Genomic DNA, 25,410 nt, shown 5'->3' with positions numbered 1-25,410 from the left:
TTGCGTGCGGCGGGAGTCAGCGGACGACCTTGACGCCGAAGTGGGTGCCGAAGCCGAGGGCGAAGCCGATGGCGCTGTGCATGTGGGCGTACATCTCCATGCCGCGGGCGGCGACGATTCCGCCGAGGTCGAGGATGTCGGTCCAGCCGTAGGACGTGAGCAGGTCGGTGGCCTGCTGCCGGGCGTCGGCGTCCTCGCCCGCGACGAACATGGTGTGGTCCCCGCCGCCGACGGCCTTCGGGTCGACGACGGTGGCCTGCTCCTGGGTGACGAACGCCTTGACGACCTTGGTGCGCGGCAGGGCGCGCTGGATCCGCTCGCCGAGGCTGTCGCTGTCGCAGGGGTCGAGGACGGGCATGGTGCCCCACGGGGTGGGCCAGGGGTGCTCGATGTCGGGGTTGTAGACGAACGGCACGGCGTAGTCGATGAGCGTCTTGCCGGCGAGCTGCTCGGCGATGGCGGACAGGGCGGCCACCGCGTTGTGGCCGTCGATGCCGCTGATGACGAGGTCGCCCTCGGCTGCGGCGCCGCCGAAGGTGTGCAGCCCGGTGCCGGGGTGCTCGGCGAGGAACTGCCGGTAGGGCGGGGTGCCCATCATGTCGGGCTCGGTGCGGGCCAGGGTGGCCTTCGGGTCACGGGTGCCGACGTGGACCTCGTGACCGAGTTCGGCGAGCTTGGCGATGTGGGCGCGGGCACCGCTACCGGTACCGAGAACAGCGATCTTCATGGGGAACCTCACGGTTTGATCGGTTTTGAGCCGTTCGGACAGATCCACCGTAGAGGGCATTCAGGACAGTCTGTGTCCTTTGACGACGGCATCATGGAATTCATGACCAGCGACATGACCGCCCGGATGCTGCGGCTGCTGTCCCTGTTGCAGACCCGGCGGGAGTGGTCCGGCACCGACCTCGCCGAGCGCCTCTCGGTGACCGTGCGCACCGTCCGCCGGGACATGGACCGGCTGCGTGAGCTGGGGTATCCCGTCGACAGCACCCGCGGACACGCCGGCGGCTACCGGCTGACCTCCGGCAGCGACCTGCCGCCCCTGCTGCTGGACGACGACGAGGCGGTCGCCGTCGCCGTCGCCCTGCGCACCGCCGCGGGCGGCCTGACCGGCATCGAGGAGACCGCCGTACGGGCCCTGGCCAAGCTCGAACAGGTCCTGCCGCGTCGTCTGCGCGGCCAGGTCACGGCCCTCCAGACGTCCCTCGCGGGCATCGCCTGGGAGACCCGCGGGCCACGTGCGGACCCGGGCCTCCTGGCGGCCTTCGCCGTCGCGTGCCGCGATCACGAGATCGTCGCCTTCGACTACACCACCCGCCACGGCGGCACGGCGCGGCGCCGCGTGGAGCCCTGCCATCTGGTCGCCTCCGGCGACCTGTGGTACCTGCTGGCCCACGACACCGGCAAGGACGACTGGCGCCTCTTCCGCCTCGACCGCATCACCGGTGCCGTGCCCACCGGGCACCGCGTCCCGCCGCGCCCCGTGCCCGGCGACGACCCCGCCGCCTTCGTCGCCGGCCGGCTGTCCGCCGCCCCCACCCGCTACCGCGCCCTCGCCACCGTCCAGGCATCCGCCGAGCACGTCCGCGCCCGCACCCGGGGGCTGGCCACCCGTCTGCAGCCCGTCGACGAGCACACCTGCCGCGTCGACGCCTCCGACGACCACCTGCCGCGCATCGCCCAGACCCTGGCCGACCTCGACGCCGACTACACCCTCGACGCCGACCCCGACGTCCTCGCCCATCTCCGCGACACCGCCCACCGCGTCCTGCGCGCCACGGGATGAGACACCGGCCCGGCCCCGCCGGCCGGGTGCGTCAGGCCTGCCGGGTGGGCAGCACGATCGCCTGGCGCAGGTTCACATGGCGGGCACGGCTCGTCGTGTAGGCGATCAGGTCGGCGACGTCGTCCGCCGACAGACCGATCAGCGCGTCGAACATGCCGTCCAGCTGGCCGGACAGCTCGGCGTTGTCGATGTGGCCGCCCAGCTCCGTGTCCGTCAGGCCCGGTTCGATGTTGGTGACGCGGACGTCGCGCGGGCCCAGCTCCGTGCGCAGGGACTGCGAGAGGTAGGTGAGCGCGGCCTTCGTCGCGCCGTACACCGCGTAGTTGGGGAAGGTGATGTGCGCACCGATGGAGGAGATGTTCACCAGGTCCGCCGTGCGACCGGTCTCCGCCACCGCGATCAGGTCCGGCGTGAAGGCGCGGATGACGCGCAGCGCGCCGGCCACGTTCGTGTCCAGCATGCGCTGCCACTCGTCGGCGCGGCCGTCGGTGACGGGGTTCGGCAGCATCACGCCCGCCGAGTTGACCACCAGGTCCACCTCGCCGTACGCGGCGTGGACCCGGTCGACCGCCGCATCCACCGAGGCCGCGTCGGTGACGTCGGTGGCGACCGCGAGGGCCTGCCCGCCGTCCGCTTCGATCCTGGCGGCCAGCCCGGTCAGCCGATCGGCCCGGCGGGCGAGCAGCGCCACCCGCACGCCGTGCGAGGCGAGCAGCCGGGCGGTGGCCTCGCCCATACCGCTGGCGGCTCCGGTGACGACGGCGGTGCGGCCGATGAGGGTGTCGTACGCCATGGGGACTCCTTGGTCGGTGGTGGTCCGAGAGGGGCGCCACCGGGTGTCCCCCGGCGACGACCACCACCCTGCGCCCGGCCGCCGCGCCTACCCAGGGCTGCCGTTTTCCTGGGTCCGGCAGTACCAGGAACGGACCGGTCCGGGGACCTAGGATCACGGCATGGACATACCCGTCGGCCCGGAACTCGGCGACTTCCTGCGCTCGCGGCGCGCCCGCATCCAGCCCGAAGAGGTCGGGCTGCCCGGTCACGGCAGGCGGCGGGTGCCGGGCCTGCGCCGTGAGGAGGTCGCCCAACTCGCGGGCGTCAGCGTCGACTACTACATCCGCCTCGAACAGGGCCGCGGCCCCTCGGTCTCGGATGCGGTCCTCGACGCCGTCGGGCGTGTCCTGCGCCTCGACGACACCGAGCAGGAGTACCTGCGCACGGTGGCCAGGCCCGCCACCCGCCGCGCCTCCGCCGCCCGTCGCGCGTCCGCCGCCGGTCCCGCCCCCCAGAGGGTCCGCCCGGGCCTGCGGCTCCTCCTGGACACCGTCGACCGGGCCCCGGCGTTCATACTCGGCCGCCGCATGGACGTGCTCGCCTGGAACGACCTGGGCGACGCCCTCCTCGGCTTCTCGCAGCTGCCGCCCGAGGAGCGCAACATGCCACGTCAGGTGTTCCTCAACCCGCTGACGCGTGAGCTGTACCCGGACTGGCCGGCGGTGGCCGCGGAGACGGTGGCCCATCTGCGCCTGGACGCGGGGAACCATCCGCAGGACCGGCAACTGGCCACGCTGGTGGGCGAGCTGTCGCTGGGCAGCGAGGACTTCCGCCGGCTGTGGGCGGACCACCAGGTCAAGGAGAAGAGCTACGGCTCCAAGCGCCTGACGCACCCCGTGGTGGGCGAGCTCACCCTGCCGTACGAGACGTTGACCGTCCCCGGGGAGCCGGACCAGATGCTGGTGGTCTACACGCCGGAGCCCGGTACCCGGACGGAGGAGCGCCTGCGGCTCCTGGCCAGCTGGGCGGCGACGCCCTCGGACGGCGCCGAGGGAGCTGCCGGGGCCTGCGGGGCTGCCGGGTCCGCGGCCCGGGTGGCCCCCGATCCGTCGGACACCCCCTGAGGGGAGACCTCCCGTAGTACGGCCGCGGCAGCGGTTGTTAGTGAGGCGTTATCGGTGCGCTAGCGATCTCCGTCAGAGTCATGTGCGTCCAAGGGCGTTGAGGGAGGCCGCGGGGGTCTTCGGCTTCTCGCCCGCCCATTGAACGGGGAGCACGAAATGCGGAAGGCGCGGAAGGCGACGGCGCCGGGCACCGACGGTCGCGCCGGAAGTACGCGCGAGTTACCGGGGCCGTCGATTCCCCGCGCGGAGGCGGGACGGCACATTGAAGACTTCGGAGCGTAAGCCTCCGTCGACCCTCCGTCGAGAATTCTCCTTTTCGGGGCCGATGCGGAACCTCGACATCCGCCACCCCATCTTTCTGGGCGTCCCAATTCTCTGGGCGACCCACATACCAGAACTTCGAACGAATGCGATGGGGACCGTGATGCGCGAATTCAGCCGTCGAGGCATAGTCGGGCTCGGAATAGGGGCGGCGGCCGCGCTCTCCGTGGCCGGCTGCTCGCCCTCCGGGTCGTCGACCTCCGACAAGGTCGGCACCAAGCCCGGAAAGGCGCCGAAGGGCAAGCCGATAGGCGACGGCTCGACCGCGTACACCGGAAAGCAGCCCAACCAGCCGCCCGCACCGGAGAAGCTGGAGCCGAGCCAGAAGCCGCCGCAGTTCGTCGTCTTCTCCTGGGACGGGGCGGGCGAGGTGGGCAACGGCCTCTTCCCGCGGTTCCGCAAGCTCGCCAAGGAACACAACGCCGCGATGACCTTCTTCCTCTCCGGGCTGTATGTGCTGCCCGAGTCGAAGAGGCGTATGTACCGGCCGCCGAACAACCCCGTCGGCGCCTCCGACATCCCCTTCCTCACCGACGACCACGTCAAGGCGACGATCCAGAACGTGCGCGCGGCGTGGCTGGAGGGCCACGAGATAGGCACCCACTTCAACGGCCACTTCTGCGGCGAGGGCCGCGGCTCGGTGAAGCACTGGACGCCCGCCCAGTGGGACGACGAGATCGAACAGGCCATGTCCTTCGTCACCAAGTGGCGGACCAACACCGGCTTCACCGACCTCGAACCGCTGCCCTTCGACTACAGCAAGGAGCTGGTCGGCGGCCGTACGCCGTGCCTGCTCGGCCAGGAGAACCTGCTGCCGACGGCGAGGAAGCGCGGCTGGCGGTACGACGCCAGCTCACCCGGCGGCCTCCAGGTCTGGCCCACCAAGAAGCAGGGCATCTGGGACCTCCCCCTCCAGGGGATACCGTTCCCCGGCCACAGCTTCCCGGTCCTCTCGATGGACTACAACATCCTGGCCAACCAGTCGAAGAACTCCACCAAGGCCCCGCCGGCCAACTACCCGGGCTGGCGCAAGCAGGCCGCGGGGGCGTACATCGCCGGTTTCCAGCGGGCCTACGAGACCAACCGGGCGCCGTTCTTCATCGGCAACCACTTCGAGCAGTGGAACGGCGGCATCTACATGGACGCCGTCGAGGAGGCGATCAAGCACATCGCCGACGAGAAGCACAAGGACGTCCGGCTGGTCTCCTTCCGCCAGCTCTGCGACTGGCTGGACGCCCAGGACCCGAAGGTCCTGGCCGGCCTGCGCGGGCTCGGGGTGGGGCAGCAGTTCACCGGACGCGGCTGACGGCCCCGGCCGGGGGCTCCTGCCCGCTCCACGCGAAAGCCCCAGGCCGACAGCGCGGCCTGGGGCCGGATGGGCGCCAACTCCGTCAGCTGGGGCTCGCGTTGCCGCAGCGCGACACCCTCTCCTCTTCGGTCATCGGGCGGGACTGGACCCTGATGACCTTGTAGCTGATGTCCGACTCGATGCCGGTGAAGTCGTGCGGCCCCCAGGTGTTGTGGGCGTTCACGGGCGCGAAGGGGTTCGACTGGTCGACGCCGTCCAGGTGCCAGTTCCCCTTCGCCTTCCGGGTGACGGTGACCTCGTCGAACCAGCCGATCTCGCCGGGCTTCAGCGTGCCCGTGGTCACGGTGCTCTCCGTGTTCGACTTGAACCAGTTGTGCTCGAACTTCGGCAGCACCGAGACGGGGTTCGCGCCGAGCGACAGGCCGACGATCGTCGTCTCGCCGGTGGTCTCCGACTCGCCGTAGTTGAAGTCGGCGTTCTCCGTGGTGCAGTTGTCGCGGGCGGTGCCCAGCATCGTCGGCGTGCCCTCGGTCGGCGGCCCGGCCCATTCGGTGGGCGTGAAGGTGCACGAGTCCCCGCAGTCGGAGAGGAACTTCGCCACCGCCTCGGGGGTGCTCAAGTCGGGGCCCTGGGGGGCGGGCGGCAGGGGGTCGTGGGAGATCCAGCCGCCTCCGCCGCCGTCCGCCTGCGCCGGGGTCGCGGACAGGCCCAGAGCCACCGTGACGGCCACCGATCCCACCGTGGCCGCCTTCGCCCGCCAGCCCCTCCCGGACGAAGGAACGTTGCGCTTTTTGCTGTTCATCTCTGCTCCCCTTGCCTTCCGCCTGAAGCGCGGACTGCGTCCGGCGATGTGGTTCGCGGTTCGCGGCTACGGACTGCCGCCGCGACCGGCACACCACGAGGCTGGGCCACCACGCTCATGGCCGGCTCACAAGCCGCTCATGCCGAGGAGAGGCCGGACAAGAGCCGGACAGGGGCCGAACGGCCCATACCCGGGAGCAGGGAAACCGCGGTCCCATGAAAGCGAAGCGGCGTGCGGTCAAAACGACGTGCGGTCAAAACGGCGTGCGGTCAAAACGACGTGCGGTCAAAACGGCGTGCGGCCGAGCGCACCCTGAGCGAGGGAAGAATTACGGGGAGCGGACTGACGAGGACACCGGCCCGGTTTACTCCTGCGACGTACATATCCTCGGTCTCGACAACGTGCTCAGCGGCCGGCACGACGAGAACGCCGAGTGCATGAATTCGCCCTTCAGGGAAAACTGAGATGACCGGCACCCGCGAAAGGTCCCGGTAACTCGCCGTGCCGGACGGAGAGGAGAGACCCATGCGCAGACGCCTCCTCAGAGCCGGTGCCGTCGCCGGCGCCGCACTGTCGGCCCTGGTCGTCGGCGGCGCCACCGGAACCGCCGTCGCCGCCCCCCACGCTCCCGCATCGCACCGGATGGCCGTCGCCCAGCACCCTCGGCTGGTGCCGGAGGAGTGCGGGGTGGTGCCCGTGACGACGCCCGTCACCCTCCACGGCAAGAAGGCCTTCACCACCATGTGGTACTTCAACTGCACGCTCAAGGAACCACAGCCACCTCAGGACCCGCCCCCATAAGAGGGGCGACCGGCGGTGCGCGAACGCCGGTGCAGGAACCACAGGCCTCCCAGGAGCAGGGAGAGCACCACCAGGGCGATCAGGGCGGTGCCCCAGAAGCCGCCGGCCAGCCGGACTCCCGCCAGGACGAGCCCGGCGGCGGCCAGGAAGGGCAGCAGGGTCAGGGCCAGGAAGCGCAGGATGACGGCGACACCGGCAACCCTGGGCAGGCGGGTGAACGGCCCGCGGTGCCTGAGCCGGTCTCCGGTGGCACCGGGCGAGTAGTACCGCACGGCCTTGTCCGCCAGGCGCAGGGTGCTCTGCCGGTAGAGCACGGCGAGCGCGGGCACCCAGATCAGGGGGAGCACCATCCCCACGAGGAACAGGGCGCCGAGCATGGCCGTCGACAGTGCCCGGCGCAGTCTGCTGGGCTTTTCGCCGCCCGTGAGGCCGAGCACGGCGGCCATCCTGACGATCAGTGACCAGCGCGTGCGTCGGGGGAGATGGCCGTGTCCACCCGCCGGATGGCGGCTCACCTCGGTCAGGGCCCGGCCGGCCGCCTCGGTCGACGGGTACACGTCCTGCAGGACCAGGATGTCGGCGACCCGTTGTTCGCCGCAGGGATCGTGCCCGGCGAGGGCGGCCAGTTCGAGCACCATCTTCGCCTGCGACAACAGGGCCGCCACGAAGCTCACGGGCATCAGGACGATGAACGGCCCACCCAGTGCGGCGCCGTCGACGATCGTCATCCGCGTCCCGTAGGCGATCGCGTCGTGGTCGAGTTCATCGGCTCCGGCCAGGGGCTTTCGCCGTCTGCGGCCGGCCACCGCGGCAGCGGCCCGCGGGCCGAACCGCCGCACGGCGAAGAAGGCCAGCTGCTCGGGCATGTGCTGCGGGTCCGCCCAGATCATCGGCAGCAGCGCCTGGGCCTCGACCGTCACCGGCTCGTCCGCGCGGACGGAGCGCGGCCGGGGCCTTTGTGGTTCAGCGCCGTTCATCCGGTGCCGGCTCTCCTCAGCCGTCGCATGGGTCCTCGGCCGCCGCGTGGACCGTCGGTGCGCGGCACGGCTTCTCGCCCCCTTTCGTCCGGCCGCTCACCCCGCGGGCACCGCGGCGGCCTCGTCACGCCGTCCTACGCCGTCTCCAGCTCCGTGACGATCTCGGCGAAACCGAGCGCGCGCAGAACGCTGCCCGCCGCGTCGACCACCCGCGCGCTGCCGACGATCGGCGCGATCGCCACACAGACCGCCTTGGCGTCCTCGGCGGTCAGGCCGGCCGCTTTCGCCACACTGAGATTGGCCAGGTACGAGGCGGGCGCGGCGTCCATCGCGATGAGCGCCGCCAGCCGCACGAGGTGGTAGGTGCGCTCGTCGAGGCCGGAATTGGGCAGCGTCTCGATGGTCATCCGGGCCAGTTGCTCGAAGACCGGGTGCTCACCTTGTGCCAGGGCACCCAGGGCTCGTTCGGGAGCTTGTGATGCTGTCATGATCAGCGACCTTCTCACTCCATGTGTCCTGCAGAACCACACAGGCCGCGCGGGAAGGGAAGGACGAGCAGGACGGACCTCAACGCAGGAAGTGCCTACATCTATGGCATTCCTTCGCGGGCTCGGCGTCAAATGCTCCCGGTCCGCGAGGCGGAGGAGCCGGAGGGTGCTCCGGATTGCCGCGGTGGCCGAGGTTGAGATGTCCGAGCAAACATCTTCGTTTGGCCTTCGGGACGGGAAGCCGTCAGACGGGAAGCCGTCAGACCGGGAACCGTCAGTCGAGGACGGGGTAGTCGGTGTAGCCGCGCTGGTCGCCGCCGTAGAAGGTGGCCGCGTCCGGTGCGGTGAACGGTCCGCCCAGGGCCAGCCGGCGGGGCAGGTCGGGGTTGGCCAGGAACAGCGCGCCGAAGGCGATCAGGTCCGCCAGCCCCTCCTCGACCAGGGGCAGCGCGTCGTGGCCGGTGTGCTGCGGGTGGGTGAAGGGGTTGAGCACGAACGCGGTCGGCCACGCCTGCCTCAGCTGCCGGGTCAGTTCCCGGTCCGGGCCCTCCATGAGGTGCAGATAGGCCAGCTCCAACGGCGCCAGCCGCGCCACCAGGGCGCCGTAGAGCTCGGCGAGGCCCTCCTCGGCGATGTCGTTGTACGGGTTGCCCGGCGAGACGCGGAAGCCGACCCGTGCACCGCCGACGGCGTCGGCCACGGCGGCGGCGACCTCGGCCCCGAGGCGGATGCGGCCCTCGACGGAGCCTCCCCAGCCGTCGGTGCGCTGGTTGGCGTTGGCGGAGAGGAACTGGTGGATCAGGTAGCCGTTCGCGCCGTGGATCTCCACTCCGTCGAAGCCGGCGGCGATCGCGTTGCGGGCCGCGGCGGCGAAGTCGGCGATCGTCTGCGCGATCTCCTGCTCGCTCAGCTCCCGGGGCACCACGAAGTCCTTCGGGCCCTCATGGGTGAAGACCTGTCCCTGGGCGGCCACGGCCGAGGGCCCGACCGGCACCAGGCCGTCGGGCAGCAGGCTGGGGTGGCCGACCCGGCCGGTGTGCATGAGCTGGGCGAAGATCACCCCGCCGCGCTCGTGGACCGCCTGGGTCACCGGTCGCCAGGCCTCGACCTGGGCCTGGCTGTGCAGGCCGGGGGTGTCGGGGTAGCCCTGCCCGACGACGCTGGGCTGGATGCCCTCGGTGATGATCAGGCCGGCCGACGCCCGCTGGCCGTAGTACACGGCCATCTCGGGTGTCGGGGTCGCGCCGGGGCCATAGGCGCGGCTCCGCGTCATCGGGGCCATCGCGATCCGGTTGGCGAGCTTGGCGCCGGCCAGATCGAACGAGTCGAACGCAGTGGACATGACTGACTCCTCCAGCAGTGGGTGCGGGCGTGAGAGAGGGCGCTACAGGGCGCCTCAGCACCCTCAGCATGGCACATTGCTTGCCCGAGCAACAAACATGCTTCGCGAATGGCACTCGCCGGCGCTCCCCCACACCCCTAGGGCCGGCAGACACGCGCACGCCTGGCCCGTTACGGAGCGGACAGGGGGCGGAGCGGCTCGCTGATTGCCTGGGCAAGTACGATGGCTGGACGCATTGCCCTCCGGCCCGCCTGCCGGGGACGAAGGAGTCACTCGTGGCCGATGAGCCCACCCCGCCGCCCACGGCACGCCGACGGTCCGCCCGCGACACCGCCCCGCCACCCAGTGGCGCCCTGCCCGCGACGGCGCGCAGCGGGCCCCTCAGCCACGCCGTCTTCCGCACCGCCCGCCTGCACCGGGCTGCCGCCGCGCACCTGCTGCGCTCCACCGGCCTCTACGCCGGCCAGGAGCTGCTGATGATGCACCTGTGGGAGAACGGCCCGCAGACCCAGTCGGAGCTGGTCCGCCTCCTGGACGCCGAGCCGTCCACCGTCACCCGCATGGTCAAGCGCCTGGAGCAGGGCGGCTTCGTCCGCCGCCGGCCCTCCGCCACCGACCGGCGGGTGATGACGGTCGAGGCCACCACCGCCAGCCAGGCCCTGCGCCGCCAGGTCGAGAGCGCCTGGCAGGAACTGGAGCAGACCACCGTCAGCGGCCTCACCGACGCCGAACGCGACACCCTCGCCACCCTGCTGCGCACAGTGGAGGACAACCTCAGCCGGGCACTGGACTCCTGGACCGAGGGCGCATAGGCAGCCGCGGAGCGGGCCCCACGTCGGACGGTATGTTCGAAACGGCCACCGCCGCGGGGGCGGGACCGCCGAGGACGAGGGGACGCATGGACACGGCTACCATCCTGGCCCGCCTGGAAGAGGCTCGTGCCGCCGACTCCACGGCGCGCAACCGGATCTGCGACGAGGTGGCCGCCGAATTACTGGCAGCCGGGTCCCCGCCGGAGTTCGAGGTGGGCTCCGCCGACTTCGACACCGATCCGTACTTCGTCTGCGCCGACCGCTACTGGCGCGGCCGTCTCCAGGACCGGCCGACGGCCGCCACGGCGCTCGCCTGCGGGCGGTGGATGACGGACCATGTGACGGACGGGAGCTGGATCGCGGTCGCCGAGCAGTGGGGGCTGGGGAACGGGTTCATCAACCGGCACAGCGCAGAGTCAGTGGGTCAACTCGCCGAGGCGGCCCGGGAGATCGCCGGCCTCGGCGAGAGCGCGGCGCAGCGCGTCGCGTACCTCGTCGCCCTCTTCCACGGCGGCAAGCTGCGCTCGAACTTCTGCTTCGACGAGCTGCACGACTTCCTCGCGTCCTCGCCGCTCGCCCTGGCCGCCGGCGCCCACCGTGAGGAGCCGCTCTTCCTGGCCCTCCGGTCGTTCGCCGCCTTCGGCAGCCGCGCGTTGACCGTCGAGTACGCCACCGATCTGCTGGTCCGGGCCTGGGCATCGCCCCACCGCACCCGGCACACCGTGGACCTCTGCCTCAACGGACTGGCGCTGGCCGTCCCGTTCGAGGGCCAGGGGGAGCTCTTGCGCAGGCACGCGGAGGAGGCCGTCGAGGAGTATCCGCGCAACCACATGTTCCACGCCCGGCTCGCCGCCGGACTGCACATGTGCGGACGGCATGACGACGCGCTGGCGCGCATCGACACCGCGCTCGCGCTGCTCGGAGCGAACCCGGCCTTCAGCCACAACATCCTGCAGGACCAGTACCTCGCCAAGCGGGACGCGATCCAGGAGGGGCGGCTGCGTGCCCTGCGGGACGCCGAGCAGCAGCGGCGCTGGGACCAGCAGATCGCCGCCAACGCCCAGTTGGAGCGCTCCTTGCACACGTCCTCCGTGCGGGCCGTCGAAGTCGTCGCCGTCTTCACCGCCGCCATCGCCTTCGCCGTCGGATCCCTCCAGGTCACCCTGACCGGCAGACTCCCCCTGTCCGACCGCCTCTGCCTCCTGGCCGCGCAGGGCGCGGGCCTGGCCGCCTTCGCGCTGCTGATAGTGGGAGGGACGTGGTGGATCACCCGGCGGCGTCAGCCCGGTGGCCGCGGGGACGCGTGATGCCGCACCGGTGACGGTCCGGGCGGTATGCGCGGCCGCGCGGGCGTCGCCGCCCGCCGGAGCGGGCCTCGTGGCGGCGTGACCGGCGGGTGGCCGGATCGCAGCGTATGGCCGAAGTGCAAGGGTGATCGCCCTTATGGCCGTTGTAGCAGACAGGTACGGTTTGGCCATGGATGCATCCGGAACGCTCGCGGCCGAGGAAAGCACCGGGCCGCCTGCGGTCATCAAGGCCACCGCGCGCCGACTGCTGGTGAAACTGGGCGCCGGCGGGCTGACCCTGGAGGCCGTCGCCGATGCCGGCGGTCTTGCCGTCGCCGACGTGGCGGCCGTCTTCCCGCATCGGGACGACCTGCTGACCGCGCTGGTCATCGACGCCTACAACGCGTCCGGCGCCGCGATGGAGCAGGCCGATCAGGCCGCCGCGGACACCGGTGCGGCGGCGGGCGCACGGCTGCTGGCGGTGACCCGTGCGCTGCGGCGGTGGTCCTTCGACAACCCCGCCGAGTTCACGCTGGTCTACGGCTCGCCCGTGCCGGACTACCACGCCCCGCAGAGCACGGTCCCGCCCGCGTCGCGTACCCCCGGAGTACTGGCCGGCATCGTGCGTGCGGCGCTGGCGGCCGGTGAACTCACCCCGCCCCGGCGGACGGTGGCGCCACCCGGTCCGCCGCTGCTGCGGCCCGAGGCCGTGGAGCTCTTCGGCGGTGTGCCCGAGGCTCCGTTCTCGGACATCATCGAGCGCGGCATCGTGCTGTGGAGCAATCTGATCGGGCTCCTGGTGTTCCAGGTCTTCAGCCGTACCCACGACAGCGTCCGGGACGAGTCCGCGTTCTTCGACTACGCCATCGCCGTGGCGGCCGAAGGCATCGGGCTCATGGTCCCCCTGGGCGAGGACACCGACTAGACCGTCCGCCGCACGTGCGGCGCCGCCGGGGAATCAGGCCGTGAACACCACTAGAACCCTCTGCTTCGTCATCGCGGCGCTCTCGTCGTACGCCGCGCTCGTCTACCGCCTGGGCCAAGTCCGGCGCAGCTGGCGGGACAACGCCTACCGCACACTCGTGATCACTCTGCTGCTGCAGTGCCTGACCTTCACGATGGGCGCCGTGGCCATGGGAGGCGAGAGCTTCCTGGGCGTCGGCAACCTCGCCATCCTGGTGATGCACCTGTCGGCGGTCGCCTTCTGCGTCAGTGCGCAGATCATCCTGCTGCGCTGGGCGACCGACGCCGAGGAGGCGGTGCGCAAGACCCGCTACTGGCTGATAACCGGCATCGCCCTCGACGTGCTGCTGCTGGCGCTCTTCCTGATCGCCGACGGCCCCGGCCGGCCCGCTTCGGACTTCAACACCGGCAGCGGCCAGCCACTGGTCCTCACCTACCTCCTGGTCTTCATCGTCTCCCAGGCGGTTCCGTGCGTGACCATCTTCCGCCAGTGCGGCCCCTACGCCCGGATGGCCGGCAAGGCCGAGCTGAGGCAGGCCCTGCGGATGCTCTCCGTCGCCGCGGTGATCCTCTTCCTGTACTGCCTGGGCAGGACGGTCAACATCCTCACCGCCGCGGCCGGGATCGACATCGGAGTCTGGCAGCTGGCCTCCAACGTCTTCAGCGCGCTGGGCATCCTCACCCTCTCCCTCGCCCTGACGATCTCCTCCTGGGGGACCTCGGCCGCCAAACTGCTGGCGTGGGCCCGGAGTTACCGGTCCTACCGCGCCCTCTACCCGCTGTGGCGGGACCTGTACGAGTCCTCGCCGGACATCGTCCTGGAGCCGCCGGGGGCCGCGGTCTCCGACCTCGACTACCGCCTGCACCGCCGGGTGATCGAGATCCGGGACGGCTGGCGGGACCTGCGCCCCTATATAGACCGCACCGCCACCGGCGGCAACGGAGCGGGCCCCGGGGCGAGCGAGGAGTCCCGGCAGGCCTTCGCCGAAGCGGCCCAGATCCGGCAGGCCCTGCACGCCAAGCGCGCCGGCACCATCCCCGACGACAACAAGGACGACGGCGACTTCGACGACCGCGACACGGACAACCTGACCGCGGAGGTCGCCTGGCTCACCCAGGTCGCCTCCGCCTACCGGAAGCTCGGCAGCGCCGGTTGAGAGCTCCCGCCCGGTCTGCCCCCGTCAGGCCGGGCGGGTTTCTCCCATTTCCCCCGTGGTTCCCCCGTACTCCCCCGTGTTTCCCCCGTACTTCCCCCGTTTTTCCTGTCGTGCCGGATGGGTGTGCCCCGCCCGACCCCTGGCCCGGCCTCTCCCCCGAGAGCCGGGCCAGACCGACAAGACCGGCAACCAACTCGGCTACCCCCGTAAGCAAAGTTAGCTATCAGCTATCGGCAGGGTCCACGTTGGCGGAGTCCGGCCCGATTGTCAACTGACCGCTAATCTGCGAAACTGACGGATAGCCGAGGGCAATGCCAAGGAGGTGACGGGAGGGAGATTCGCGATGTCCGAGACTGATGACCGGCCCGTGCTGGCAGTGCGTCTGGACAACCTCTTCAAGACGGTTCGTCCCAAGGGCAAGCACTGGACCAACGCCGAAGTGGCGGAGGAACTGAAGCAGGCCAACCCCGAACTCCGAGTCGGGGGTGTCTATCTGTCGCAGCTGCGGACGGGCAAGCGCTCCAATCCCTCACCGGACCTCCTCGCCGCCCTGGCGCGCTTCTTCGGAGTGTCGGTCGCCTACTTCTTCGACGACGAGGTCGCCGAGTCGGTGCTCAGCGAGGTCGCCGCCATCGAGGCGCTGCGACAGGCCGGAGTCCGCTCCGTGGCGATGCGGGCGGCCGGGATGAAGAAGGAGAACCTCCAGGCCATCACGGCCATCATGGATCAGTACCGGCAGATGCAGGGTCTGCCGCCCGTCGCCGACGGCTCCGACGCGGAGTAGGGGGCCCGGGGGAGTGAGGGGCGCCAGGAAGGGACGGTCGGCCGATCAGGACCGCCGCAGCCGGCTCAAGAAGCTCCGCACGGCCGGCGCCCGGAAGATCGCCGAACTCGACCTGCCGAAGGTGGCCGATGTCGCCGAACTCTGCCGCCACCTCGGCGAGGTGCGCGACCGCCCGATCACCCTGGTCCCGATGCAGATGCCCGCGTCGCACCCGTGCGGCATGTGGGTCGCCGCCCGCGACGAGGACCTGATCTTCTACGACGCCAACACGACCAGCGCGCATCAGGAGCACATCATCTTGCACGAGCTGGGTCACATCATCTGCTGTCATCGCGGGGCCGGTTGGCTGGACGAGGCGAGCGCCCGCCTCCTCTTCCCCAACCTCGACCCCGACCTCGTGCGTGACATGCTCCTGCGCGCGACCTACGACGACGTACAGGAACAGGAAGCGGAGATCATCGCCTATCTGCTCTCGCAGCAGGTGGGCAGCACCGAGCAACGGCGTGACGCGCCCCCGGCCGAGGACGCCGCAGGCGGCGCGGAGGCCGGCCGGACCGCCATGCTCCATCGGATCGAACGCACCCTGATCTGACGTGAGTTCCTCAACCCCCGGCGGACGCCACCTCCTCGGCCAGGATCGACACCGCACGCCGGATGTCGTCCTCACGGTGCTCGCTGGTGACGAAGAACCGCAGCCTGGCGAGCCCCTCGTCCACGGCGGGGTGGAAGATCGGATCGGCGATGACCCCCCGGTCGAACAGCCGGTCCGCGACCCGCAGGGTCCGCGCCGAGTCGCCGAGGACACACGGCACGATCGGCGTGCCGGCACTGGCGCCCGTCGCCAGACCGGCCGCGGCGGCCAGCCCCACGAACAGCTCCGCGTTGCGCCGCAGCGTCCGCACCCGATGCGGTTCCGCGGTGATCAGCTCGGTGGCGGCCAGCGCCGCGGCCGCGTTGGCCGGGGTCAGGCCGACGCTGTAGACGAAGCCCGGCAGCGTGTGCCGCAGCCACCGCACCATCCTCGCCGAGCCGCCGAGGTAACCGCCGCAGCTGGCGAAGGACTTGGACAGGGTGCCCATCCACAGGTCCACGTCGGAGCGGTCCACGCCGAAGAGCTCGCCGACGCCGCGGCCGCGTTCGCCCACGGTCCCGATGCTGTGCGCCTCGTCGACCATCAGCAGCGCGCCGTAGCGCCGCTTCAGCTCGATCACCGCGGGCAGGTCGACCAGGTCGCCGTCCATGCTGTAGGCGCCCTCGACGGCGATCAGCACCCTTCGGAACCGCGAGCGGTTGAGCCGCAGCAGCTGCTCCAGCCGCCCGATGTCGTTGTGGGCGAACGGGCGTCGCGCCGCCCCGGACAGGGCGCAGCCCTGGAGGATGCTGTCGTGGGCGAGCGCGTCGTGCACCACGAGGTCGCCCGCGCCGACGAGGTGCCCGATCGCGGTGACATTGGTGGCATGGCCGCTCACCAGCGTCAGACAGTCCCCGACGCCGAGGAAGTCGGCGAGCGCCCGTTCCAGCCGTACGGTCAGGTCCCGTTCGCCGGAGAGCGGCCGGCTCGCGGAGACCGAGGTGCCATACCGCTCCACCGCCCGGTGCACGGCCTCGTTGACCGCCGGATGGCCGGAGAGCCCCAGGTAGTTGTAGCTGCCGAAGGACAGGTACGTCCGCTCGCCGATCACGGTCGTGTCGCGGATGTTGCCCTGATGGACCCGGAAGTACGGGAAGGCCGCCCCGCTGTCGGCGATCGCGCTGAAGCGCTCCTCGAACTGCCGCACCTCCGGGAAGTCGTCGACGCGGGCCGTCGCGGCGTCGAAGTCCGGCCGCGTCTGCTGGGGCGGCAGCTCACCCGGGGCCGGGGGCTGCGCCAGGTGCGGACCGACCAGCGCGATCAGCCGCTCGACGGTGAGACCGGGCGAGAACATCTCCTCGGTGCGGAAGTCCGGTATCCGCTTGCCGATGTTGACCTCCAGCTCCTGCAGCATCAGGGAGTCGAAACCGAGGTCGGCCACCAGCGCCATCCGCTCGCTCAGGTCGGAGAGCGGGAAGACACCGGTCCGCGACACCTCTTCGAGCACGAGGGACACCGCGGCCGCGCCTCCGGCCCGTATCGCCTCGGGTGCCTCCTGGGGCGGGTCCACCAGCCCGGGCGGGTCCGCCCCCGCGGCCTTGAGGACGGGGGCGGGGCCGCCCCCGACGGCGGCGGGCGGTACGCCACCGCCCTCGCGTGCCGTCTCGTCCACCGCCCAGTGGTGGCGCGGGGCGAGCGGACTGGGCGGCAGGGTGTACGGGGGTATCCGCTCGCGTACCGGGCGGATGCCCGAGCCGGTGACCGCACGCGCCGCGAGCTGCGCCAACGCGGCCCTGTGCGCCTCGGCGGGCAGCGCGCCCGGCACGGGGACGGCGACCTCCGGCGGCTCACCGCGAGGCACCGTGCCGGCCAGCCGGCCCGGCCCGAGCTCCCCGCTGCGGCCCGCCGCCACGGCCTCGGCCGCGGCGGTCAGCTTCGTGGCGGCGTCGGCGGCGTCCTCCGCCACCAGGGCGAGGCGTTCGGCGAAGGGGGCCCGGCGGGCCAGGGTGTCCGCCACCCGCGCCAGCGACGGCCGGTCCCCGTCGAGGGTGTCCGCCAGCTCCCGGGCATAACGGGCCAGTCCGGCCCGGTCGCGGGCGCTGAGCACGAGCAGCTGCGGGCCCGCGTCCGGTGCCGGACCGGCCGGCGCCGTGGTGCACTCCTCGACCACCAGATGGACACCGGTGCCACCGAAGCCGAAGGCGCTCACCCCGGCCCGGCGCGGCCGGTCGGAGCGCGGCCAGCGGGTCGGCGTGGTCGGGACGGTCAGCCGCGCGGCGTCGAGCCCGCGGCGGTCGGCCGGCTCGAACTCCGGCTGCGGCGGGATCACCCCCCGCTGCACGGCCAGGACGGTCTTGATGAGTCCGGCCGTCCCCGCGGCGTTGAGCGAGTGCCCGACCACCGCCTTCACCGCGCCGAGGTAGGCGGGTGCCCCCCGCGCACCGCGCAGTTCGCGCAGCACCTCGACCTCGACGGGGTCGCCGACGGTGGTCCCGGTGCCGTGCGCCTCCAGATACTCCACCGCGTCCGGAGCCAGGCCCGCATCGCGGTAGGCCCGCCGCAGCGCGCGGAGCTGACCGGACGCCTGGGGGTGCATACCGCCCTGCACGGTCCCGTCATTGGCCGTGCCCACGCCCCGGATCACCGCATAGACCCGGTCGCCGGCGGCCAGCGCATCGGCCAGCGGCCGCAGCACCAGCACTCCGGCGCCCTCCCCCAGGACGAAGCCGTCGGCCGCCGCGCCGAACGGCCGGCAGCTGCCGCTGCGCGAGATGGCGCCGATCCGGCACAGGCCCACCAACAGGTCGGGGGTGAGGATCAGTTGGGCCCCGCCCGCCAGGGCGATCCGGCTCCGGCCCGCGCGCAGCGCGTACACGGCGTTGGCCACGGCCATCAGTCCACCGGAGCACGCCGAGTCCAGCGCATAGCTCTCGCCGTGCAGGTCGAAGACCGAACTGATCGTGTTCGGCCCCATGTTGAGCAGGAGTCCGGCGACGGATGTGCCGTGCAGCCCGTCGACCGCGCGGGCCGTCTCCGGCCACCGGGGGTCTCTCGCCCGCGCCCCGAACTCACCGCCGGCCAGCTGGCGCATCCGGATCTGCAGGGTGCTGATCTCGCGGTAGCCGCTCTCGGTGAGCGAGGTGATCACCGAGGTCTCCTCGCGGTCGAAGCCGTCGGCCTCCCACCCCGCGTCCTGGATCGCCTCACGGGCGAGGTCGATCAGCAGCCGGTGCTGCGGATCCATCGACCTGGCCCGCCGGGGCGGGATGCCGTAGTGCGCCGCGTCGAAGTGGCCGACGTCCGGCAGCAGCGCCATGGTGTCCGTGTAGGCCGAGGACGCCTTGCGGAAGTCGTCGCTGAGGAAGGTGGCGGAGTGCCACCGCGAGTCCGGGACGGGGGAGAACTGCGGCTGCGGGTCCGTGAGCAGCCGCCAGTACTGGTTGACGTTCCGCGCCCCCGGGAACCGGCAGGCCATCCCCACGATCGCGACGTCGTCACGCCGCGCACCCGCCGGCTCCACGGATGAACCCGCCGCGCCCGCCGGGGAGTCCTGCGCCGTCACGGGCGTCACGTGGCGGTGCCCAGCCGCTCACGCCACCACTCCACCGTCGCCTTGATCTGCTCGTCGACGGGGGTGGCGCGGACCGCGAACTCGGCTTCGTAGGCGCCGGCGTCCACCACGAACGGGCGGTCGAACTGGTAGCGGATCTCCTTCATCTCCCGGATCAGCGGGGAGAGGAGCGCTACGACGCCCAGCACGGCCGGCGACAGTCCGCGCACCGCGACCGGACCCGTTCCCGCCTGGGCGGCGAGGCGGTCGACCATCTCCCGTACGGACAGCGCGGGCTCCGTCGGAACGTGCCAGGCCCGTCCCCACGCCCGTTCCTCGCCGGCGACCTCGACCAGGGCCCGGGCCACGTCGGGGAGGTAGCTCCAGCTGTGCGGGGCGTCCGGATCCCCGAGCGTGGAGACCGGCTTGCCGCGCAGCAGTCGCGGCATGACCCGCGCGGCGAGGTGTCCGGCGTCGGTCACACCCGGACCGAAGAAGTCCGAGGCGCGCAGCTCGACGGCCTTGATGCGCCCCTGCTCGTGCAGTTTCCGCGCCCGCTCCCACACGGCGGCGCGCACCCGCCCCTTGGGGCCGGTCGCGGCGAGCGGCAGCTCCTCGGTCAGCGGGCCGTCCACCGGGCCGTAGCCGTAGAGGTTGCCCAGCATGACCAGGGCCGCCCCGGTCGCCTCGGCCGCCGCGCAGAGCGACGAGGCCAGCGGCGGCCATTGACTCGCCCAGCGGTGGTAGGGCGGTGCGGCACAGCTGAAGATCGCCGTCGCGCCCCGTGCCGCCTCGGTCAGCCGCTCGCTGTCCGCCGCGTCCAGCGCGACATGGTCGATACCGGGTTCGGGGCTCCGGCCTGTCTTGGTGATGACCCGCACTGAATGACCCTTTTCGACCAGCAGCCGAGCGGTAGCCATTCCGGCGGGCCCGAATCCTATTACGACATAAAGGCTCACGGGCGCACACTAGCGTGAGCGTCTGTGAGCCCTGCGTCTGGTGAGTCGGGGCTGCGCCACGCGGGGCCGGATACCCCTGCTTTCGGTCAGCCGCACGTCGGCCCGAATCCGTACCCCGCGGCGCCACGCTCCCGGGCCCCCGCCGGAAGAAGCCGACCAGGGCAAGGAAGAACGTGGCGCGATCAGCGGCTGACGGATGCCTTGACGCATTCCCCGAGGACGTCTCGAAATGGCCGATCCGCTGCGCATGGCCATCGCCGCATTTCGAGCCGGGCTTCCTCACATTTCAAGCCAGGTTTCCTCCATGTCGAATGTGGCGTCCTCGGTGTGCCGGACGCGGAAGGCGGACATGGACCGGCCGCCCCTGTGGAGCGGTGCGACGCTGCCGAGCGCGAGTTCCGCCAGACCGGACCAGTGGAAGACGTTGACGGCGTCGTCCAGGTCGACGTCCGCCGCGGCAAGGGCCTTCGGCGAGATGTCGAAGGAGCGGACGACGGCGCGGACGTCTCCGTCGAAGTCCCAGTGGTCCTCGCCGTGCCAGCCGGCGGCGAAGAGGCTCGTCCCGTCCGGGTGGAAGATCACCCAGGCGCCGTAGGTCATGTTGTAGTCGATGGTGGCCGACGCGACGATCACCGCGTCGGGGAAGCGCTCACGAAGAGCCTCCGCCTGCTCCAGGACGGGGAAGCTGTCTCCGCAGTGCCCCAGGGCAGGATCGACGATCTCGGTCACGCCGCCCCAGCACCCGACACTGACCAGGTCCAGGTCACGGCGGGTCTCCAGGGGCACCAGGTCGGTCGCGCCGACCGGTTCGAGCTCCTCCAGGACGGCGTCGACGGTCCCGAAGGAAGCGACGAACTCGCGGGCCCGGTCCGGGTCGTGCGCGGGCAGGGTCGCGGAGTTTCCCGGAGGGGGCGCATGGACGACGGTGAGACCGAACTCGCCGTGCCTGACTATCTCTTGGTCCTCATCGGCATTCCAGAAGCTTTCCTCACTCATGACGGCGACCCTAGGGGCTTCCGATGGGTCAGGGGGCGGGCTGCCCTGGTGGACCAGGCCCGCCGGTCCGGCTCTAGCGGGCCGGTCCCGCCCAGATGGCGTCCTCGTGCCGGCCGTCGGGGGAGACCTCCAGCTGGACCTCCTTCGCGCCGCCGGGGGAGACGGAGTAGGAGAACCGGCTCACCGCCCGCTTGCCGGGCAGCAGCGTGCCGGAGAACGGCTTGGTCGCGCCGTCGCCGTCGAAGATGTTCCCCGCCGACACCCCGTCGGCGTCCCGTACGGACGGCAGGGCACTGGTGATGTCGATCGGCTTCTTGCCGCCGTTGACGATCGTGACCTCCCACTGGACCGCCAGATCGCCCTTCTCGTGGCCGACGGCGAAGCCGTCCGGCCGGTACCGCTCGGGCCTGCCGACGGTGACGGTGACACCGTCGTCGTACCTCCGCGCCTGGCCGAAGCGCAGTGGCCGGTGGGCACCCGGGTCCGAGGAAGCGGCGGTCGGAGCGTGCCGCTGGCGGATCTTCGCCTTCGCGTCGTCGACGGCGTTCTTGACGAACATCACGGTGAGGACGAGGCCGACGACCGCCAGCACCATCGTCAGGCCGCCCAGGACCGCGCCGGCGAGGGCCATCCCCTTGTGGGTGGCCAGGCCCTTGCGGGCCCGGCTGTGGCCGACCAGGCCGAATATCAGGGCGAGCACCCCGAGGATGCCCGAGAGCCAGAACAGGAACGGCAGGAAACCGAGGACCGTGCCGATGATGCCGACGGTCAGCGCGGCGACGCCGAGACCGTTGCCCACCTGCCCGGGCGCCGGCGGAACCATAGCCGGGTACGCGAAGGGCGGCCGGTCGTGCGGCTGGTCCTCGGCCGGCGGGGCCCAGGGGTCCGGGGCGGGGGTGTGTTCGGGCATCGTCATCTGCGGTCCTTCGCGAGAACGCCTGGACAGATCACCCTAACAAGGGGGTTTACCCGGCCTTTACTTCGAGGGTGGCTCGGGTGCGGGCCAGGGGAGAGACACCCCTAGAAGCCGAAGACCTGGGTCCAGGTCCAGTCCTCGGGGACCAGGCCGACGCCCATGGTGTTCAGGTCGCAGTTGAGGATGTTCGCGCGGTGGCCGGGCGAGTTCATCCACGACTGCATCACGCTCTCCGGAGAGCTCTGGCCCTGGGCGATGTTCTCGGCACCGGGGTTCTGGTAGCCCTGTGCCTGGGCCCGGTCGACGAAGCTCCGGCCGTCCCGGCTGGTGTGGTCGAAGTAGCCGTTGGCGGACATGTCCTCGCTGTGCAACTGGGCGGCGCGCGCCAGGCGGTCGTCGGAGGTCAGCTTGCCGCAACCCGCCTTCGCCCGCTCGGCGTTGACGAGCGCCAGGACCTTCTCGGCCGGTGTGTCGGCGGGATCGGCCGCGGGCGTGGACGGCGGCGCGGGCTTCGCCGTCGGCGCCTTGCTCTTCGACCGGCGCGGGGAGGCGGACGAGGGGGCCGACGAGGGCTTTCGGGAGGCGGACTTGCTCGGCTTGGGCGAGGGGGACTTCGAGGCGGTGTGCGACGGCGGGGCGGCGGGGGTCGAGGGCCGGGTGAGGTCCGGCACGTCGGCGGGCGCCGACCGCACCGTCTCCCGCTCCTCGCCCGGCGACAGGATGGCTATCCCGCCGACCGTCCCGCCTATGACCAGCAGGGCGAGACCGGCGGCCGTCCGGGACGCCCGCCGCCGCTGTTTCTGCCGGCGGTTGTGCGCCCGGCCCTGTGTGCGGCCCCGACCCGGGCTCTGGGTGCGGCTCGGTATTCGATGCCCACCGCCCGCCGACGGGGCGACGGTGGTGCCGTCGCCCGGGCCCGCGGCCCCTGCGCCCACCTCCGCGCCGCCGACCCTGCCGACCGCCTCGAAGGCCACGGTCTCGGCGGACGCCCTGGCACCGTGGAGGGCGGCCAGTCCCGCCAGCCCTCCCAACACCCCGGCGACCGGCACCAGGCCGAGGCCCACCAGCAGCCCCTCGGCGGGCACCAGTCCCGCTTCGAACCCCGAACAGACCGTGCAGTCACGGGCGTGCCGGGCGATCCGCTTGCGCCACAGCGCCGACGGGACGCCGTCCCAGGCCGCGATCACCTCGTCGAGCAGCACACAGCGGGGCGTCGCGGTCAGCGCCCGCACCACCAGCCGGGCCGTCTCCAGCTGCGCCTTCATCCGCTGGACGCGCACCGCGGTGTGCTGCGGCGACAGCTCCAGTGCCGCGGCCACCTCGGCCCGACCCAGCTCGCCCGTGGCCTCCAGCCACCACAGCGACAGCAGCGCACGGTCGTCGGTGTCCAGCCAGCGGGTGGCCTCCGCCGCCTCCCGCCGCTGCCCCTCCAGCCCCAGCCGCAGAATCGTCAGGTCCACGAAGTCCGCGCCCGGGTCGGCCACGTCGTACGCGTCCTGCAGACCGGAGTCGGCCGGTGCGGCGCGGTGCTTCTGCCAGTGGTTGCGTATCTGGTTCATCGTGATGGCCACCAGCCAGGACCGGAAACGTCCCGGATCGTGCAGCGAGCCGAGGCCGCCGAGCGCGCGGATCATGGTCTCCTGCACCACGTCGTCGACGTCCGCGTGCCCGTTCAGCGCGCGGCCCACGACGTTGTACACCAGCGGCAGATAGCCGGCGACCAGCTCGTCCTGAGCGCGCTGGTCCCCTCGCCGCGCCGCCTCCACCACGCTGTCGTGTTCGGTGCTCACGCCCACGCCTGTCCACTCCCTTTCCCGGTCCGCGCCTTTCCTGCCCGGCACAAGGGAGACCGCCGGCGGCGGTGCACGATAACGGAAAGTGCGCCGCGAACCCGAGCGCACCCTCATCGCAGGAGTTCCACGGGCGCGCACCGGACGGCGGGGCTCTGGTGCGGGCCCCCGCCGCCGGCTACGCCGTGATCAGGAGCAGACGGTCCCGTCCGCCGGGACCTTGCCGTCGAGCAGGTGCCCGTTCACGGCCTTGGTGGCGCACTGGTTCACGCCGTATGTGCCGTGCCCCTCGCCCTTGACGGTGAGCAGCACCCCCACGCCCTCACCGAGCTTGTCGGCCATCTTCCGGGCGCCCTCGACCGGGGTGGCCGGGTCGCCCGCGTTGCCGATGACGACGATGGGCGCGGCGCCCGGCGCCGAGACCTGCGGGGTGTCGCTGCGGCCGGTGACCGGCCAGCCCTCACAGCCGAGCAGGCCCTTCGCGGTCAGCTCGCCGAAGACCGGCGACGCCTTGCGGAACTCCGGCAGTCTGGCCCGCACCTGTGCGGGGGTGAGGCGCTGCCTGGTGTCGGCACAGTTGATCGCGGAGTTGGCCGTCATCATGTTGTTGTAGCGGCCCTTGTCGTCGCGGCCGGCGTAGTGGTCCGCCATCATCAGCAGGTTGTCGCCGCTGCCCTGCTCCGCGTCGGAGAGCGAGATCGAAAGGCTCGGCCAGCTCTCCTTGGAGTAGAGCATCGCGACGATGCCGACGACGGCCTGCTCCTGGGTGAGCTTGCGCCCGCTCTGGGTCGGCAGCGGCCGCTTCCCGGTCTTCGCCAGCAGGGCGGCGATCCGCCGGCGGCCGTCCTCGGGGTTGGGGTACGGGCAGCTGCCGGGCTTCTTGGCGCAGTCGGCGAGGTAGTCGTCCAGCGCCAGCTGGAAGCCCTTCGCCTGGCCCAGGGACTCCTCGGCGGGGTCCTTGGTCGGGTCGACCACGGCGTCCAGGACCGTGCGTCCCACGTTCTTCGGGAACAAGTGGGCGTAGACGCCGCCGAGTTCGGTCCCGTAGGACATGCCGAAGTAGTTGAGCTTGGCATCTCCCAGGACCTGGCGTATCAGGTCCATGTCGCGGGCCGCGCTCTCGGTGCCGACGTGCGGCAGCACCTTGCCGGAGTGCTTCTTGCAGCCCGCCACGGCCTTCTTGTTCTGCTCGGCCGTCCCGGCCAGATCGAGGGTCTCGGCGCGCAGCTCGTCGATCTCCTTGTCGCTCAGGCACTTCACGCCCGCGCTGTCGCCGACGCCCCGGGGGTCGAAGCTGACCAGGTCGTAGCGCGAGCGCAGGGACTCGGCCGGGGAGTATCCCGGCAGGGTGGCCACGCCCGAGGCGCCCGGTCCGCCGAAGTTGAAGAGCAGCGAGCCGATCCGCTTGCCGACGCTCTTCGCCTTGGCGCGGATCAGCGCGAGGTCGATGGTGTCGCCGGCGGGCTTGCCGTAGTCCAGGGGCGCCTTCAGCTTCGTGCACTCCCACGCCGTGCCGTCCGGCAGCTTGCCGGGAGCCGTGCCGCCGCCCTGAGCGATGGACGGTGCCGGGCAGGGCCGCCAGTTGGGCTTCTGGGCGGTGAGCGAGGCGGGCAGTGCGCCGGCCGCCTCGGAGGAGCTGGTGGGGTAGGGCGTCGCGGGGCCGGTGTCGTCCTGGCGGGGGCCGCAGGCGGTGGCGGTGAGGGCGAGGAGGACGGAGGCGGACAGGAGTGTGGTGGTACGGAGAGAACGCGATCCGGGCATGGGTCGTCTTTCTGTGACAGGTTTCTGTGACAGGGGGGCGGCTGTGGGCTGTTGCTCGGAGGGGGCGGGTCGGCAGGTCGTGTCGTGCCGTACGCCGCCCGGCAGGAAGGGCACGGGTGAGGAGGTGCGCTGCCGGCG

At 71.8% G+C, this 25,410-nt stretch carries 22 protein-coding genes; 10 read left to right on the top strand and 12 right to left on the bottom strand.

The window, feature by feature from the left end; translation table 11 throughout:
* Positions 1–16 precede the first annotated feature (16 nt).
* Positions 17–727, bottom strand: a complete 711-nt coding sequence (locus AC0680_RS04795; protein WP_478624901.1) for an NADPH-dependent F420 reductase — start codon at positions 725–727, stop codon at positions 17–19.
* Between the two features lie 102 nt (positions 728–829).
* Here AC0680_RS04795 and AC0680_RS04790 point away from each other — a divergent pair, with 102 nt between their 5' ends.
* Complete coding sequence (locus AC0680_RS04790; protein ID WP_478624899.1) at positions 830–1,789, top strand: helix-turn-helix transcriptional regulator; 960 nt, start codon at positions 830–832, stop codon at positions 1,787–1,789.
* Between the two features lie 31 nt (positions 1,790–1,820).
* Here AC0680_RS04790 and AC0680_RS04785 read toward each other — a convergent pair whose 3' ends face one another.
* Complete coding sequence (locus AC0680_RS04785) at positions 1,821–2,582, bottom strand: SDR family oxidoreductase (protein ID WP_478624897.1); 762 nt, start codon at positions 2,580–2,582, stop codon at positions 1,821–1,823.
* A 160-nt stretch (positions 2,583–2,742) separates the two neighbouring features.
* Here AC0680_RS04785 and AC0680_RS04780 point away from each other — a divergent pair, with 160 nt between their 5' ends.
* Both AC0680_RS04780 and AC0680_RS04775 read left to right on the top strand, forming a co-directional pair.
* Entirely contained in the window at positions 2,743–3,687 is a 945-nt protein-coding gene (locus AC0680_RS04780; protein WP_478624895.1) for a helix-turn-helix transcriptional regulator, read from the top strand.
* A gap of 424 nt (positions 3,688–4,111) precedes the next feature.
* Positions 4,112–5,314, top strand: coding sequence for a polysaccharide deacetylase family protein (locus AC0680_RS04775; protein WP_478624893.1), 1,203 nt, complete (start codon positions 4,112–4,114; stop codon positions 5,312–5,314).
* An 85-nt stretch (positions 5,315–5,399) separates the two neighbouring features.
* Here AC0680_RS04775 and AC0680_RS04770 read toward each other — a convergent pair whose 3' ends face one another.
* Entirely contained in the window at positions 5,400–6,119 is a 720-nt protein-coding gene (locus AC0680_RS04770) for a hypothetical protein (protein ID WP_478624891.1), read from the bottom strand.
* 525 nt (positions 6,120–6,644) lie between these two features.
* Between AC0680_RS04770 and AC0680_RS04765 the strand changes: the two genes are divergently transcribed.
* Positions 6,645–6,920, top strand: a complete 276-nt coding sequence (locus AC0680_RS04765) for a hypothetical protein (protein WP_478624889.1) — start codon at positions 6,645–6,647, stop codon at positions 6,918–6,920.
* On the opposite strand, the gene AC0680_RS04760 is transcribed toward AC0680_RS04765, so the two are convergent.
* From AC0680_RS04760 to AC0680_RS04750, 3 genes are all read right to left on the bottom strand, one after another.
* Positions 6,902–7,897: a hypothetical protein gene (locus AC0680_RS04760; RefSeq protein ID WP_478624888.1), complete on the bottom strand. Its 996-nt coding sequence runs from the start codon at positions 7,895–7,897 to the stop codon at positions 6,902–6,904. The two genes, AC0680_RS04765 and AC0680_RS04760, sit on opposite strands and share 19 nt — an antisense overlap.
* A 134-nt stretch (positions 7,898–8,031) precedes the next feature.
* Positions 8,032–8,385 (bottom strand): carboxymuconolactone decarboxylase family protein, encoded by a 354-nt coding sequence (locus AC0680_RS04755; protein WP_478624886.1) that lies wholly within the window; start codon positions 8,383–8,385, stop codon positions 8,032–8,034.
* Between the two features lie 274 nt (positions 8,386–8,659).
* Positions 8,660–9,727 carry an alkene reductase gene (locus AC0680_RS04750; protein WP_478624884.1) on the bottom strand — a complete coding sequence of 356 codons (1,068 nt, stop codon included), beginning with the start codon at positions 9,725–9,727 and terminating at the stop codon, positions 8,660–8,662.
* Positions 9,728–10,002: 275 nt separating this feature from the next.
* On the opposite strand from AC0680_RS04750, the gene AC0680_RS04745 reads away from it, so the two are divergent.
* The 6 genes from AC0680_RS04745 (at position 10,003) to AC0680_RS04720 (ending at position 15,321) form a co-directional block, all read left to right on the top strand.
* Positions 10,003–10,539, top strand: coding sequence for a MarR family winged helix-turn-helix transcriptional regulator (locus AC0680_RS04745; protein WP_478624882.1), 537 nt, complete (start codon positions 10,003–10,005; stop codon positions 10,537–10,539).
* Positions 10,540–10,625: 86 nt separating this feature from the next.
* Positions 10,626–11,846, top strand: a complete 1,221-nt coding sequence (locus tag AC0680_RS04740) for a hypothetical protein (RefSeq protein ID WP_478624881.1) — start codon at positions 10,626–10,628, stop codon at positions 11,844–11,846.
* A gap of 169 nt (positions 11,847–12,015) precedes the next feature.
* Positions 12,016–12,750: a TetR-like C-terminal domain-containing protein gene (locus AC0680_RS04735; protein ID WP_478624879.1), complete on the top strand. Its 735-nt coding sequence runs from the start codon at positions 12,016–12,018 to the stop codon at positions 12,748–12,750.
* A 40-nt stretch (positions 12,751–12,790) separates the two neighbouring features.
* Positions 12,791–13,945, top strand: coding sequence for an MAB_1171c family putative transporter (locus AC0680_RS04730; protein ID WP_478624877.1), 1,155 nt, complete (start codon positions 12,791–12,793; stop codon positions 13,943–13,945).
* Between the two features lie 343 nt (positions 13,946–14,288).
* A complete protein-coding gene (locus tag AC0680_RS04725) occupies positions 14,289–14,729 on the top strand; it encodes a helix-turn-helix domain-containing protein (RefSeq protein ID WP_478624875.1) in 441 nt (146 codons plus the stop codon).
* A 13-nt stretch (positions 14,730–14,742) separates the two neighbouring features.
* Positions 14,743–15,321 (top strand): toxin, encoded by a 579-nt coding sequence (locus AC0680_RS04720; protein ID WP_478624874.1) that lies wholly within the window; start codon positions 14,743–14,745, stop codon positions 15,319–15,321.
* A 10-nt stretch (positions 15,322–15,331) separates the two neighbouring features.
* Here AC0680_RS04720 and AC0680_RS04715 read toward each other — a convergent pair whose 3' ends face one another.
* The 6 genes from AC0680_RS04715 to AC0680_RS04690 all read right to left on the bottom strand — a co-directional run bounded on the left by AC0680_RS04715 (position 15,332) and on the right by AC0680_RS04690 (position 25,272).
* Positions 15,332–18,775 (bottom strand): aminotransferase class I/II-fold pyridoxal phosphate-dependent enzyme, encoded by a 3,444-nt coding sequence (locus tag AC0680_RS04715; RefSeq protein WP_478625094.1) that lies wholly within the window; start codon positions 18,773–18,775, stop codon positions 15,332–15,334.
* Positions 18,776–18,867: 92 nt separating this feature from the next.
* Positions 18,868–19,809, bottom strand: coding sequence for an NAD-dependent epimerase/dehydratase family protein (locus AC0680_RS04710; protein WP_478624873.1), 942 nt, complete (start codon positions 19,807–19,809; stop codon positions 18,868–18,870).
* Positions 19,810–20,088: 279 nt separating this feature from the next.
* Positions 20,089–20,805 (bottom strand): DUF6333 family protein, encoded by a 717-nt coding sequence (locus tag AC0680_RS04705; protein WP_478624871.1) that lies wholly within the window; start codon positions 20,803–20,805, stop codon positions 20,089–20,091.
* A gap of 73 nt (positions 20,806–20,878) precedes the next feature.
* A complete protein-coding gene (locus AC0680_RS04700) occupies positions 20,879–21,721 on the bottom strand; it encodes a DUF4190 domain-containing protein (RefSeq protein ID WP_478624870.1) in 843 nt (280 codons plus the stop codon).
* Between the two features lie 104 nt (positions 21,722–21,825).
* Positions 21,826–23,511 (bottom strand): sigma-70 family RNA polymerase sigma factor, encoded by a 1,686-nt coding sequence (locus AC0680_RS04695; RefSeq protein ID WP_478624869.1) that lies wholly within the window; start codon positions 23,509–23,511, stop codon positions 21,826–21,828.
* 189 nt (positions 23,512–23,700) lie between these two features.
* Positions 23,701–25,272: an alpha/beta hydrolase gene (locus tag AC0680_RS04690; RefSeq protein ID WP_478624868.1), complete on the bottom strand. Its 1,572-nt coding sequence runs from the start codon at positions 25,270–25,272 to the stop codon at positions 23,701–23,703.
* Between the last annotated feature and the right edge of the window lie 138 nt (positions 25,273–25,410).

The sequence above is a fragment of the Streptomyces sp. NPDC043738 genome (genome assembly GCF_056436545.1).
Note: the sequence above shows the minus strand (reverse complement) of the source record. Positions and strands in the feature narration are given on the sequence as shown.